The organism is Rubripirellula amarantea (assembly GCF_007859865.1).
Classification (GTDB): domain Bacteria; phylum Planctomycetota; class Planctomycetia; order Pirellulales; family Pirellulaceae; genus Rubripirellula; species Rubripirellula amarantea.
In genome coordinates this window covers 1,722,469-1,737,156 of record NZ_SJPI01000001.1, presented here as the reverse complement: position 1 = coordinate 1,737,156, position 14,688 = coordinate 1,722,469, and the positions used below count along the sequence as shown (strand labels likewise).

Annotated in this window: 7 protein-coding genes; 2 read left to right on the top strand and 5 right to left on the bottom strand. The window is 52.9% G+C overall.

All coding sequences use genetic code 11. From position 1 onward, the window contains the following. Positions 1–33 precede the first annotated feature (33 nt). The 4 genes from Pla22_RS06265 to Pla22_RS06250 form a co-directional block, all read right to left on the bottom strand. Positions 34–3,735, bottom strand: a complete 3,702-nt coding sequence (locus tag Pla22_RS06265; RefSeq protein WP_146513851.1) for a PVC-type heme-binding CxxCH protein — start codon at positions 3,733–3,735, stop codon at positions 34–36. Between the two features lie 181 nt (positions 3,736–3,916). Next, positions 3,917–5,194, bottom strand: a complete 1,278-nt coding sequence (locus Pla22_RS06260; RefSeq protein ID WP_146513850.1) for a PQQ-binding-like beta-propeller repeat protein — start codon at positions 5,192–5,194, stop codon at positions 3,917–3,919. An 87-nt stretch (positions 5,195–5,281) separates the two neighbouring features. Continuing rightward, positions 5,282–6,847, bottom strand: a complete 1,566-nt coding sequence (locus Pla22_RS06255) for a DUF1080 domain-containing protein (RefSeq protein ID WP_146513849.1) — start codon at positions 6,845–6,847, stop codon at positions 5,282–5,284. A 190-nt stretch (positions 6,848–7,037) separates the two neighbouring features. Next, the gene (locus tag Pla22_RS06250; protein ID WP_146513848.1) at positions 7,038–8,102 is read right to left on the bottom strand and encodes an alpha/beta hydrolase; all 1,065 of its coding nucleotides are present in this window, start codon (positions 8,100–8,102) and stop codon (positions 7,038–7,040) included. Between the two features lie 343 nt (positions 8,103–8,445). On the opposite strand from Pla22_RS06250, the gene Pla22_RS06245 reads away from it, so the two are divergent. Continuing rightward, the gene (locus Pla22_RS06245) at positions 8,446–9,903 is read left to right on the top strand and encodes a sulfatase (protein WP_146513847.1); all 1,458 of its coding nucleotides are present in this window, start codon (positions 8,446–8,448) and stop codon (positions 9,901–9,903) included. Positions 9,904–9,960: 57 nt separating this feature from the next. Here Pla22_RS06245 and Pla22_RS06240 read toward each other — a convergent pair whose 3' ends face one another. Then, positions 9,961–11,289: a PQQ-binding-like beta-propeller repeat protein gene (locus Pla22_RS06240; RefSeq protein ID WP_146513846.1), complete on the bottom strand. Its 1,329-nt coding sequence runs from the start codon at positions 11,287–11,289 to the stop codon at positions 9,961–9,963. Between the two features lie 685 nt (positions 11,290–11,974). Between Pla22_RS06240 and Pla22_RS06235 the strand changes: the two genes are divergently transcribed. Next, a complete protein-coding gene (locus Pla22_RS06235; protein WP_146513845.1) occupies positions 11,975–14,644 on the top strand; it encodes a carbohydrate-binding protein in 2,670 nt (889 codons plus the stop codon). Positions 14,645–14,688: the final 44 nt, after the last annotated feature.

Below are 14,688 nucleotides of genomic sequence, written 5' to 3'. Positions count from 1 at the left end.
AGCCATTAATCGAATTGCCCTACCGGTTGGATGCTAGGGCAACGACAACAGATACGACAGCAAGTCAAGCATTTGTTGCGATGACAATGCCTCATGCAAGTTTGACGGCATCGGTGACATCGTTGTCATTCTTAGTTCTTCAATCGAGGACGAATCGATCTGCCTTTCGACACCCTTGCTATCGATCAAGATCACCCCATTGCCGTCGGTCTGTTTGACAAATCCAGTCTGGACGACTCCATCGTCCGTCAGAACAAGCGACGATCGAAACGCCACATCGACATTCTGATTGGGCATAAGTATGTCCTCAAGGAGGCGGTCGAGTCCCCGTTTGCCGATCCCGTCCAAATTGGGACCGGCCTGTTTTCCTTCACCTGCAACCTGATGGCAAACACTACAGTTGCCTTTGAACACCTTTCGTCCAGCGACTGCATCACTAGGATTGGAAACAAACGAGTTCTTAATTCGCTCGATGGAAAGAGGAATCGCGTCGTCACTTTCGGGCAACGACGCGACAAGTTGCTTAACTTGCTGGCGACTTGTTTCGTCGAGAACGGTTGAAAGCTTGGCATCGATCGCAGGCTCTTTTAACAATCGCACCGAACCCTTTCCAGCTTCGATGATCCGAAGCAACAAGTCAGCGCCCGTCGCGTCGGACACCAGCGAATCTGCGAGTCGACGCTGATCGGGAAAACTGGCTCGCCCCATGATTTCTGCCATCAGAGTGTCAGCGTCGTTTTCGGTCGTCTCGTTGATGATGTGATCGACAATGCGTTGTCGCAGTTCACCCTGTATCGAAAAAATGGAAAGCGACTCGACAAAGGTGAACTTGATCGCGTTGGGACCATCGATACGGACCACTGCCTTTGACAAATCATTGGCAACTGCACCCGCTGTTAAACCGTTACGGAGTTTCGATACAAGAGCTTCACGAAGTTCGAAAAGCTGAAACTCGGCAACGATTTCTGCGCCACGGCCCCAATCCTCAGTCAACCGAAGTGGGTTTAGTCCGCCGACCGAAAATCGTCCCGCAGCAATCCAAGCGTAGGCATCTGCGTCGTTACCGTCGACCAAATCAACGTAAACATCTTTCCCTTCGCTGTCGCCACTTTCCCAGTTGATCGCTTGAGCGATGTCCGCACGAGGTGGGCTCCATTGATTCAGCGTTTTCCCGGTCGCGGCTTCGCAAACACGAACAAAGTTCTTACTTCCGATGGGTTGCCCAGGGTCGCCATCGTGTCCCGCCATATAGAACTGGAACGACTTTGGAAGTTTGAATGCGGCACTACGGAGTACCCCGGTCTTTGATTCACCTGCCGGAAAGCTGCTGTGCAACCGGCTGCCGACTTCACCGTCGGCTGAATTCCGGATCGTTGAAACATTCCAAATTGTCGAGTCCGTTACTTCGCTTTGAACCGAAGTCCAAGCTATCGGAACGACGGAAGCATCTAGGTCGGCAACCGCGAGTCGTTGCGATGCAAGTTCGACCGCCCAATCTCGCACCGCAGTGGGAAGTTCTTCGCCACGCTGCTCAACGGCCTTTCGAATCGTCGTGAGCAGTTCTTCTCGTGTCTGAGCATCGCCGCCGTAGTGAACTTTCCCAATCGCGACCACATCGGGGATCCTGGGCAACGGTGCATACCTTGCTGCATATCCGACATACTTTGACAGATCCTGAGGTGACTCAGACGCTATCTGCTGAAGTTCCGAAACAAGAAACTCCGCTGCCGGCTCCGTCTTGATCGCTAGGCAAATCTCTCCGAGTAACTTTCGGTGTTCCGAAGCAAGGCTAGAAACCGTCTGCAGAAACCAAGCATCATTCTGAAGATGGGCCTTGAGCGACATTCGTATTGCATGCTTCAGATGAACATCCTCGCCGCTGGTGTCGCGATGAAGTTTCAACAACGGTTCGACCAACGAACGATCGGGGTGCACAGCCGACGCCATTACAGCGGCGCGTCGAGCCAGCGGATCAGAATCGCGGACACCGGCCAGCAGAAACTTCGACGTATCTCCGAAGGGATCGGAAGCGCAACCCAAGATTCGATAGACGTGAGTACGAACGAATGAGCTACTGGACTCAACCAGACGGCGGATTTCTGCATCGGACAATCGTTGACGGCGAAAGAGCACCCAAGCGGCGTGAACAATTGCATGAGGATTCCGTGACGAACGCAGAACTTCGCTTAAACGCTCGGGGACCTCATCGGACCAACGATCGGTCAGCGCATCGGTCGCCAGCATCCTCACTACCAAGTTCTCTGATGTCAACGATTGAATCGCATCGTCCAGCGTCGAGATATTGTGGCGCTCCCAAGGTCGTTGAGCGACTTCCGATGGATTGTGATGATTGACGTTGGAATGAACGAAGCCGGGATGAGAAACGTCGTGACGTTCCCGACCAACGCGATCGGCGTCATCGGCTTTCTCGCTCTTTTGTGTTGCGTCATCGTGGTTCGCGTTCTCAAGTTCCTCGTTCTCGTGTTGGGCGTTTCCGACGTATGCAATCTTCCAAATGCGGCCACGGTGTCGATCTCGACCGGGGTGAGTCAACGGGACTTCGTAGTGTCCAATGATGCGGTTGTAAAAGTCTGCTACATACAACGCCCCGTCAGGCCCGACCTGCAGATCGACAGGACGAAACCATGGGTCTCCGGAAACCAGGAAGTCCGCCTGCTCTATCGCGGCGAATGACGAACCGACTTGTTGGATGAAGTTCCGATTCACTCGACTCGTCATCACGTTGCCGTGAAATGAATTCCCGTAAAAAGCGTCCGGAAACTCAGACGCATGATACAGAGCAATACCGCCGATCGCCGTTGATCCGTGCAGGTGTTCCATCATGTTGGGAACAAACCCGAGGCCATCGTGAGGCTTTCCAAAGCTCTCGTAATAACCGTTTTTCAGCAGTAGCGAGATCGGCTTGGTGTGACAGTCCGCCGTAAAAAGATCGCCTTCGGGTCGCATGGCCATCCCGAATGGATTGACTTGTCCATGGGTGAAATGTTCCACGCGACTCCCATCGGGACGCATGCGAAACGTATTGCCCGAGTGCATGGTCACTTGGTGCCCATCACGCCCGGCTACCGTCGTCTGGTTGTTAAAACCGTGGCAGGCGTACAACCATCCGTCGAGGCCCCGCGTGAACGCGTTGCACATTCCGTGAGTATCGCGAGTTGTATCCATCGGACCATACAACACCTCCCGCAGGTCAGCTTTGCCATCGCCATCGGTGTCACGAAGATACAAGATGTTGGGAATGCTAAAGCAAATCACTCCATCGCGGTACGGATACAATCCCATCGGGATGTTCAGTTTGTCAGCGAAAGTGGTGATTTTGTCGGCATGACCATCGCCGGTGGTGTCTTCAAGAATCTTGATCGTGTCGCGAGGCACCGCATCCGTAGTTGCGGCATAGGGGTATTCAACACTGCTGGAAACCCACAAGCGTCCTTTCGCATCGAACGACATATTCATGGGCTTGTCGATGTCTGGTTCTGACGCGACCAGCGTGACTTCGAAACCTTCAGGCAATACGAACGTCAAACGCTCCGCCTCTGGATCAAGCGGCTGCGTACCGCGAACCGCCAAATCAAATTCACTTGCGTTTTCGTCGGCCAAAGCAGGCTGACAAATGAAGAGCAAACACAACGCTATCGAAATGAAAGTGACTAGGCCGCTGCCCGCCTTGCCATTGCGAACCTGAAAACCATCGACGTCGCTGTTGCGTGTCATGTTCCTCACACGCCCATTCATTGATGCAACGACTGGCCAAGTTTTCAATACACCGATGTCCGCCATACCATTTCCAACTGCAAAGCCAAACTTCAACGCCAGTAGATTCTCGCTGGCTAAAACTTATCGTCAGCCCGACGATTGGATGACACCAAGAGGGCAGTGGGCAGATAAATTGCCACTATTTCAATTGGTAGCACATCAGCTTGTTTTGTTCACGCAGATACAGTTTGCCGCCCGCGATCACGGGGTGCGCCCAGCTCTCGCGTTCTTGAAATGCCGGCTTGAACGTACTGACCACGTCGAACTTTTCGGGCGTAGCCTTCGCCAGAATAATCACACCGTTTTCGCGTCGAAGTATTACGTGACCGTCCGCGTACACAAGACTTGTTTCGCCTTTGCCGTCGGCCCGAACCGGCCCCCAAGCGACGTCGCCGGTCTTCATTTCGACACAGATCGGTTTACCGTCACCGTTGCCATGCCCGCAATAGATATATCCGTCCACAAGGGTCATACCACCATGCTTGTTTTGCAACTCGTTGCTTTCCAGCCAATAAACTTCTTCCGCTTTGACACCATTGCCAGCAGCCGAAAGTTTCAATAGCGCCGAGCCTGTTCCATATCCCGTGCTCGTGAAAACAAAGTCCCCATCAACCAGTGCGGTGGGAATGTTTGCCGTGGTGTTACCGACTCGGCTATAACGCCAAAGAATCTCGCCATTGGTTGCCCGGATACCAATGAGTCCGCGACCCACCAACTGAATGTACTGCTTCACCCCGCCTCCCTCTGAAATCACAGGCGATGCGTATCCGGCACCTTCGTTCAACTGCGGTCCTCCTTCGTTAACAGACTCGCCCTTCAGGACCGCCGCCCAAATCTGTTCGCCGCTGTGCTTGTCTAAAGCCACTACTACTCCGCGATCACCACCAGGGGTACAGATTACTTTGTTTCCGTCCACCAAAGGTGACTCGCTGAAGCCCCAACCACTCATCATCTTTCCGTCCCAATCTTTGAAGTCGCGACTCCATACTTCCGAACCATTGTTCGCTTCCAGGCAGACAATACGTCCATCGCTGCTGACCATGTAAAGTCGATTGCCGTCAATCGTTGGCGTCGTACGACTGCCGTCGTAACCGTGCTTGGGAGCTCCCTGAGTGATCGGAGTAGTCCAAATTACCTTCCCCGATTTCGCGTCGATCGCGACGGCTGACTGATTGCCGGGGAAGTTGCCGGTGGTATAGATCCGATCCCCTGAAACCGAAACGCTTGCGTACCCGGTACCGAGTCCTTCGGCCATCCAATCCAGCTTCGGACCTTCCGTTCCCCAAGACCGAAATAGGCCGGTCTCGGTCGAACGATTAGCACGATCGGGACCTCGCCATTGAAGCCAATCGTCGCCTTGAACCGTAGCCGCAAGGAAACTCACCAACGCAAAAATACCGACAACAATAAATCGCATCTCTAGATCCTGGGCTAAAAAGTAGGCGACGCGCCTGGGTTAAACGAAAGTCACTTTGGGGAACTCACAACGACAAAGGATAGCCGATCACTTTGCGGTGGCCGGTTTAGGTTCGTCCTGGTTTTCCTCTAACTGTTCTTGAGTTGGATTCTCGGTGGTCACGCCATTCTCAGGAACGTCACCATGCGAGGCCCAGACGATGGCGTTAAGCACCACCTTGCGGAAGTTTTCGTCGGCCCAATTCCAATGAAAGTGACCTCCGGTGAACCCGAACCCGCGTCCGCCACCGTCTCGTTCCGCTGCCCAGGCCACATGTTGTATTTCGCCATTGGCGACGGCTTTGCGAACGGTCGGGTTCCCGCTGTGCGGCCCATCTTCGCGACGCATCGTTTCTTCGGGTGGATGAGCCGAAAGGATTGGCGTGACATCTTTCATCTGGTCACGGAATCTCATGTGAAAGTACCACTCGTCGTTAATCTTGAATGGCTTGACGCCCTTGGTCGTCGGATGATCGGGGAAAGCATTGAACTCAGCCACCCAGTGCGGATTGACCGACCAGTTGGCTTCAAAGTAGCCACCTATCCAATCCAAGAATGCATTGCCCGTTTTTCCTTCGGGAGTCTCTACGGCGTAGTGAATGCACACCAAGCCAACGCCTTGATTCATTACTTCGTTGAATTCATCGACGTGAGGGTTAAGCAAATGCCTTCCGCCACCATCACAGTAAACCACCACCGAGTCCGCACCTTCGAACGCCTTGATCCCGTTTTCAGGCCAACCATTCTGAATCACTTCGACTTGATAGTCGGGCATTGATTCTCGCAGAGCGTTAGCAAGCAAACGACATCCTGCGTAGTGCTCGTGCGATCCATAGCCGTGACTTGGTTTCCCTGCAACGAAGACAACTCGTTTCTTACCGGTCGCTTCGGTGTGGTCGCTACTCTCACCGAGGTTCTTAATCCGGATGTTTCGGAACTGCACCTTCATCGGTGGCCCGGCGTGCAACTGCAGGGCAATGATTCCTGACTCACGACGCTCTGCAGTATCATTATCAATGCACTCGGCCGTGACGATACCGTTGATCTTGTGAACGAAGTGAAACCCATCAGCAGTGATCGAGTAGTGGTTCCAATCTTCGTTGTTGATCTTAGATTGAATCTCTGCCGACTTACCGACCGATCCAACTACCTTGACTTTAAACTCACCGTCAATGCGATTGAGTTCGGTCTTCTGACCACGGTTCGCCAAAATGCCGCGAAAACGTTCGCCGTACAGAATCCCAGAGTACGTGTCACCGGCCTCAAAGTCACCCTGATATCCGCCAACCACCCACTTCTGGTTATCTTGATCTGGCTCGAAGCTTCGGTATTGGACACCGGAGTTGCCGCCGATGATCTTGTACTCAAATTGCAATTCAAAGTCAGCAAACTCACCTCCCCGATAGACGAGAAAGGTGTTGCCCTTGGTTGGATTGTCAGAAGTTGTCTGCCCCGTGATCGTCCCTTCTTCAACCTTCCAAAATTTTGGATTGCCATCCCAATTTTCCAGCGTCTTGCCATCAAAGAGCGAGACAAAACCATCGTCATCAGCACGAGTGATTCCCAATGGGATCAACAGCAGGGTAATCAGGCAAACAAAGGGGCGCAATCGCATATTCCAGGCCTCTTGAGAATGGAAAAAGGGAAGGGAGTGCAGCTTGGGGTCGCAAGAAGCAGACGCCCGACAGCAAGCAGCGGGCGGCAAACAGCACGCTTCAAGCAGCGGGTGAGGGAAGGGTAGTTCAGGAGGGAAGTAGCGTGAGATTATAGCCGCTAGCGATTGCTCGTGCGAACAAGATTAAATGCTAGTCCGCTTGGTAGCCTCGCCACATCCAGACAAGCGTGTCCGCGAGTGTGTGCTCAAACACTTTTTTATCGCAGTGTCGCGTCGCTCGACTGAACACGTAACGGTAGTCGTAGCCCTTGGCTTTCAATGCTGCGGCTGTTCTTTCGTTCGCCATTACCCAATTGTGATAGGTACTCTCTAAATCTTTCGAACGATTGTCATGCTCCGAGACATGCGTAAAGATGCGAAGCGGCTTCTTCGCAGAATTCTCAATTAACTTCATGCTTGAATGATATTCCCAAGCACCTAGTGGATAAGCTTCCTCCTCTGCGGCATCGTCATCTTGCTGATCAACGAAGGTCCCCGAATAGGTGATCAATCGGCGAAACAAATCGGGTCGAAACCAGCCCATCGTGAGCGCCGCTGCGCCTCCGGAACTGCACCCCATCACTGCTTTGCCCCAAGGATTGTCAGTGAATGCGATATTCGGATAGGCCGCTTTGATTTCGGGATGCGCAAGCACCGCTGGAAGAACTTCATCATTGATGAAGCGGGCAAGCCGGTCCGACATCGTGTCGTACTCCAATCCCCGCTGACTTCCGTAGCTATCGTCGCCCCCGTTCTGAACAGCAATCGCAATGAACGCGGGCAACCTGCGATTAGGTTCATCGGAAATCGTCAAGTTGTCTAGCGCGTTTCTGATCAAGTTCATTCGACTCGGGCCATCGTGACTGACAAGTACCGGTGCCTTCGTACCGTCTTGGTAGGCGGCAGGTATGTAGACGAAAATCTTTCGCTCTTTGCGGACATCTTTTTTTGGATCCAGTGTTGAGTCGTCGCCTCGAAATATCCTGCTGTCTGCCAGTCGCATTGAGAACTCAAAATACCGACCTTTAGGATTTCCAAGATCCGTCAAGTCGGGATCGATCGTGTAGTTGGGGCCGATCGTGAAATTACCGTTGCCGTCTGTCCCGGGTGACTCGGAATACACATCGTCGGCATTGGCTACCTTCGCGGCCCCTCCACCCGACAACGCCAAACAACAGACACCAATGAAGGCCAGAGACAGCAGTTTGAAGAACATAGGTTGGCTCATTCGAGGATGTATTTTCGGTAAAACGGCAGGACTGAAAGTCTAGGTGCGCCAGAGGTAGCAATGGAATCACTGACTATCTGCGTCGTAGCGCCTGCGTATAGCTTCTGAATTGGACAGGTCAACAAGTCGAAACACCCAGACGACACCAAGCTTGAATTAAGATTGATCCGACGGACAAATCTAGTAGCGGCTATGTTAGTGGTTTCGCAAACCCTTTGGTGGCAATCTCGCAACCCGCCGCGGGAAAACTTAGCCTGCATGATACTCACAACTTTGGAAGCACATGAGCCCCGCGACTAACTTCGGCTTCGTGATAAGAATCGCTCTTTCAATGGGACTTCTCAACGCGTCGCTATGCTGCATCGCTGAAGAGTCAAGTCGCGGTTCAAAGCCAAACGTTCTGTTCATTGCCGTCGACGACTTGGCATGTGCGCTTGGGTGTTTTGGTGATGTGGTTGCAAAGACGCCAAATATTGATCGGCTCGCGGCTACTGGAGTTTGCTTCCAACGAGCCTACAACCAATTGCCACTTTGCAATCCCACTCGTGCTTCCGTCATGACAGGATTACGCCCCGATCAAATCAAGGTCTACGATCTCGACCGTCACTTCCGTGACGAGGTCCCCAACGTTGTAACGTTGTCTCAATCGTTTCAAAACGCCGGCTACTTCGCGGCTCGCGTCGGCAAGATTTACCACTACAACGTTCCTGCTTCAATTGGCACCAATGGTTTCGACGACCCACCATCGTGGAATCAAACCGTCAATCCGAAGGGCCGCGACAAAACAGATGAATCGTTGGTGTTCAATGCCGAACCTCACCGAAAGATCAGTGGCTCATTGAGTTGGCTTGCTGCGGATGGCGGCGACGAGGAACAAACCGATGGCATGGTTGCGACCGAAGCGATCAAAATCATGAGTGAACGGAAGAACGAACCGTTCTTTCTAGGTGTTGGTTTCTTCCGACCGCATACTCCCTATGTCGCACCCAGGAAGTACTTCGACATGTACCCCACCGAGTCGCTGCGATTGCCATACGCGCCCGAAGATGATCGCGAAGACATCCCCACCGCAGCGTTCGCTCATAATTGTCCGGTCCCGCACTACAGTCTGGACGAGACGACGTTGCTTAAAGCAACGCAGGCGTATTACGCGTGCGTATCATTCATTGACGCCCAAGTCGGTCGGCTGTTGGATTCCCTGGACCATCTTGGGTTATCCGACAACACAATTGTTGTGTTCTGGAGCGATCACGGCTATCACCTTGGTGAACACAATGGCGTCTGGCAAAAGCGAACTCTTTTTGAGCAGGGCGCACGTGCTCCTCTTATCATTCGCAGCCACCAACAAAAAGCTTCCAAGCAACCAATGACCAGTACTTGCCAGCGTGTGGTCGAGTTCGTGGACATCTATCCGACACTGACCGACCTCGCCGGAATCCCATCACCGTCCGATCTAGCCGGCCGCAGCCTGCGTCCGTTGCTTGAGAATCCGTTAACGACCTGGGATGGGTTTGCAGTCACGCAAGTCATGCGTCCAGCAGACGACCGTCTGCCCGATCCTGTGATGGGATGCAGCATTCGCACCGATCGGTATCGCTACACCGAATGGGGTGAAGGTAAACACGGCGTTGAACTCTACGATCACCACACCGACCCAAACGAGTTCCATAACCTCGCAATCAAACCTGACGCACAAGTCACTGCGACGATCAAACTATTGCAGCCCCTGCTGCGTTCGAAAGCATCCGGCAAAAAACCAACCGCCCCCATCAATCCCGATCGGCTATAACGGTGAATGCCTCGGCAGCCGGTGCTATCGGATGCCAACATACGCATCTCGCGTTCTCTATTCTGCTTCGATGCAATACAGATACTCAGCACCGCGAAGGAACAATTGATTGCCAGCGATAGCTGGTGAGGCATCGAAACGCTCATCAAGCTGATTAGTTTGGATCAACTCAAATTTCAACGAACGATTGAGCACGACTGTGACTCCGTTTCGACCGGTGATGTAAACACGGTCACTCGCGCCTACGGGCGAGGCGTAGATGTTTGATAGTTGACCAACTCGCTCAGGTCCGAAAACGACCTCGCCGCTTTTCGAATCAAGGCAAGTAAGAATCGACTGGTTGGATTGGCTGTAATAAAGGAGGCCGTCGTAGAGCAATGGTGAGGGGACATACGGCGTCCCTTTGTTCTTCTTCCATAGAATCTTCTCGCTGCCCGAAAGGTCTCCCGTTTGGGTAAGTGGAATCGCCATCGCCGAGTATCCCTCGTAGCCACTCATGCAAATCACGTGGTCTCCTTCGACCACCGGGCAAGGAGTAACGTTGCCCGTTAAGCCGCTGCATTGCCAGATAATGTCACCGGAGTCGAGATCATAGCTGCGAACAAAGTCGGACGCGGCCGTAACCACCTGAGTTCTTCCGCTGTGTGTGACCACGAGTGGTGTTGCCCATGCGTTGTCTTCGTTGCGAGCCTTTCTCCAAAGCGTTTCTCCCGTCTTGGTGTCTAAGACTTCGATCGCCCCTTGTCGATTGTGGTCTCGCACAATGACAAGCTTGTCCTGATGAACCACGGGTGAACAACCTTCGCCAAGACTCGATCCAACTCGCGCTTCGCCTAACTCTCGTTCCCACAACTGGTTTCCATCTAAGTCATAGCAAAACAATCCCGCCGACCCAAACCAACAATACAACTGGTTGCCATCGGTAGTCGGTGATGCCGAAGCAAAGTCGTTGTCGTTGTGCGCTCCTTCGTGAGGAATTTTCTTGGTCGCAATATCACGCCAGATCTCCTTGCCGGTATTTCGATCGAGGCACAACACCACAAACTCATGCCGCGCGTTCGGGCGTTTGATGTCGAAGTAGTTCGTCTTAGGTTGATCTTGGGGATCTGGAATGGCCGGATCGTTCTCGCCGGTGTTGATCGCTGTAAGAACAAAGACCTTGTTGCCCCAAATGATCGGTGTCGATGTGCCTTGGCCTTGGATCGCAACTTTCCATTTGATGTTCTCTTCTTCACTCCAGGCAATCGGTGGATTCGCGGTCTTAGATACGCCGGTTGCATCGGGACCTCGCCATTGGTGCCAATTTTCATCGATAGGCTCAGCTCTCGATGCAACTGGCAACAGTAGACTTGCGGCAAAGGCAAACATTACGACACGAAGATTCATATGGATTTTTCGTTTGTTGATAAAAGTGAAGCAACCTAGAAGGTCAACACGCCGCTGCTGGTTCCGAATGCATCCGCCTCGATACCCATTCCATGCAGCAGGTTAACGAACAGATTGACCGCGTGAGACCGTGGGGACCATCGCTCCACTAATGATCACCATGAACAACACCATGCCGCTGGCGAAGCGTTCCCGTAATTGCGATGTTACCCGCCTTATTCGTCGCACGTTCAGAAGATTACCACGAGCGTTGGAACATTGTGAGTTGATCATGAAGGCGGCTCCACGCTTGCTTTCCGCAAAAGGTCGGCAAACATTTCAGTAGGATAGTAGCGAAGAAAAGGCTATTCGTTCTCGATTGACCTACCAAAGCGATTGTCATCACCGCGGCAGAGTAGCGGATCTCGATCCACGTTTGTTTAACAAAGCTTCGTTCAACACGAAGAATGGTTCAATGCGAAGAATCGTTCATTGCGAAGAATCGGGACCTCCAATGCGAGGGGAATCTCGACAGCAACATCCTGCATTCCAGGCCGCCGACTCGCAACACGGCGATCCCAATCGTTACATTAAGGTACGCGACAGATCGACAAACCAGCATTTCACTGACTTGGTTTTCCGGTTCAGTCGCCTGAGTCCCCGCCCCGGTTAACGTCCCCGCCTTCTGACCTGATTCGGTACTGCCATGCGTTTGTCATTTGTTTGCTCCCTTGCGTGTTTGGCACTTGTCATTGCCAACTTTTCTCAGGTCAACGCCGACGACTTCATTTGGGTAGAGGGCGAAGACGCGGTGACTCATTCGATGAAGCAACACGGCTGGTATAATTCGGTGAAGCGGGGTGAATTGTCGGGCGGGCAGTGGCTGTCGCATTTCGGTACTGGCGAATTACCGGTCGCGAAATTTGATGTTCAGGCGAAAACCAGCGGCGAGCATGAACTTTGGCTGCGAGCGAATCCCATCGCTGCGGCCATGTCGGTGCGAATCAACGGTGGCGACTGGACGAAGGTTTCGTTTGCCAAGAATGAACAACAATTGAATATCGCCAGTGATGGTAAACCAGACTTAAGGTTTGTGGCCTGGGTCAAGGCACAACCCGTCGTGCTTGATGCAGGAATCAACTCGGTCGAATTTCGGTTTGAAAGCGACAACAACCTGCACGGAGGCTTGGATTGTTTCGTGCTTAGCGCCGAACCTTTCCTTCCACAAGGCAATCGCAAGCCGGGGCAAAAGACCGGTCATGCTGATCAAGGGACGTGGGCATTTGAACCCGACCGAGACCGCTTCACGCCGGACTCCCTTTTGGATCTTAGCGAGCTGAACGAAAAACCCGCTGGCAAGCGCGGTCGAATCGCCCGTTCATCCGACGGAGCCGACTTCGTGGACGGGTCTGGCAAACCGATACGCTTCTGGGCCGTCAACACGGGTGTTCAATATCGCGACGACATGGACACACTCGACGAACATGCTCGCTGGCTGGCAAAGCGCGGTGTGAATATGGTTCGGCACCACGGACACCTTGCACCGGATCGCGATTCCCAACTGACGGATGTCAACCAAAAGGACATCGATGCCGCCTGGCGATTGGTGGCAGCCATGAAGAAACAAGGCATCTATGTAACGCTGTCTCCGTACTGGGCCGTCAGTGTGAAAAACAATCCGTCGTGGGGACTCAAAGACGCTGGGGGAGACAACCTGACCGGTTTGATCTTCTTCGACAAGAAGCTTCAGGATGCATACAAGGGATGGTTGCGAGAGTTGTTGACCCGAACCAACCCGCACACTGGAATGCCGTTGGCGGAAGATCCCACAGTCGCCATCTTTCAGATCCAAAACGAAGACAGCCTACTTTTTTGGACCGAACAGGCAATTCAAGGCGAACAACGGATCGAGCTGGGACGTCACTTCGGAAAGTGGCTTCAAAAAAAATATGGTTCGCTCAGCAAAGCGACTCAGGCCTGGGGCGGTCAAGCAACCAACAAAGGCGACGACTTTGGTAGCGGTCTCGTGATGCCTCATACGATCTACCACCTCACTCAAGATCAAGAAGCCCCACTGGCAAACCGTCTGAACGACCAACTGGAATTCTACGTTCGGCTAATGTACGAATTCAATTCCGAGATCGCTCGCTTCTTGAAAGACGACCTTGGCTACCCAGGACTCGTCAACGCAGGCAATTGGCGAACAGCCGATGCGGCGAAGTTGTTTGATGCAGAACGCTTCGCTTATTCGGCCAATGACGTGATCGGCGTCAATCGCTATTACAACGGTGGCAGCCATGTTAATCCAAATGACAAATCACGATCTGGATACTTGGTTAGTCAGGGCGACGTGTTTTCGGGCCAATCGGCATTGAAGCAACCGTGGGCGTTTCCTTTGACGCTGCGACAAGTTGCAGGCCACCCAATGATCATCTCCGAAAGCGCGTGGGTGCCACCGCTGCGATACCAAAGTGAAGGTCCGTTCCTGGTCGCGGCCTATGGTGCTTTGACGGGTTTCGACATTTTCTACTGGTTTGCGACTGATGACATCGGCTTTGGTCCACCGATGGGAAAGTGGCAATTATCGACACCGGCCCAGATTGGAATGTTTCCAGCAGCAGCCTTGATGTTTCGACGCGGCGATATTCAGCAAGGTACGCCCGCGTTAGTTGAGCGACGTTCTCCCCAAGACGTTTGGTCTCGAAAATCGCCGTTGCTTCCTGAAGAATCAGGATTCGACCCCAATCGGGATTCCCAAGCCCCAGCCACAAAGGCTGCGGCTGCAATGAACGGAACAGTCACTCCGTTGGCTTACTTAACGGGACCTGTTCAGGTTGATTTTAAGGATGGCAAAACCGAAGTCGCAGACCTGCGTCCGCTGATCAGTTCCGACACGAAGACCGTTCAAAGCAACACCGGGCAACTGAAGTGGCACTATGGCAATGGCGTTTGCACGTTGAATTCTCCCAACGCCCAGGGAGCCACCGGTGATCTGGCGTCGGCCGGCCTCATTGAACTCGACACAATCACCATGACCAGCAACAACGAATACGCGTCGGTACTAGTCGTGTCGATGGATGATCAACCACTGACAACATCCAGCAAGGTACTGCTACAAATCGGAACCACGGCCCGGCCCTATGGTTGGAAGACAGAATCATTGGACGACGACAAACTACGCATCACCAACCTCGGCAGCAGCCCATGGAACATGGAGAACACGCAGCTCAAGATTACAATTGCAAATTCATCCCTTCAGACAGCAACACTGCTTGACGCAAACGGAGTTGCGGTCGAAAAAATCAACGTTTCGACATCACCAGGACTAATGAAAGTCGTTTTGCCAAAGCAGGCCATGTACGTTGTCCTGCGTTAGCGATTTGCATGAGGAAAGACGCTAGGTGCCGCGGTTAACTTCGC

Excerpts from the sequence above, each read along its gene's own strand:
- Pla22_RS06265 (WP_146513851.1), bottom strand. The coding sequence starts at position 3,735 with ATGACACGCAACAGCGACGTCGATGGTTTTCAGGTTCGCAATGGCAAG.
- Pla22_RS06235 (WP_146513845.1), top strand. The coding sequence starts at position 11,975 with ATGCGTTTGTCATTTGTTTGCTCCCTTGCGTGTTTGGCACTTGTCATT.
- Pla22_RS06240 (WP_146513846.1), bottom strand. The coding sequence starts at position 11,289 with ATGAATCTTCGTGTCGTAATGTTTGCCTTTGCCGCAAGTCTACTGTTG.
- Pla22_RS06245 (WP_146513847.1), top strand. The coding sequence starts at position 8,446 with ATGGGACTTCTCAACGCGTCGCTATGCTGCATCGCTGAAGAGTCAAGT.
- Pla22_RS06250 (WP_146513848.1), bottom strand. The coding sequence starts at position 8,102 with ATGTTCTTCAAACTGCTGTCTCTGGCCTTCATTGGTGTCTGTTGTTTG.
- Pla22_RS06255 (WP_146513849.1), bottom strand. The coding sequence starts at position 6,847 with ATGCGATTGCGCCCCTTTGTTTGCCTGATTACCCTGCTGTTGATCCCA.
- Pla22_RS06260 (WP_146513850.1), bottom strand. The coding sequence starts at position 5,194 with ATGCGATTTATTGTTGTCGGTATTTTTGCGTTGGTGAGTTTCCTTGCG.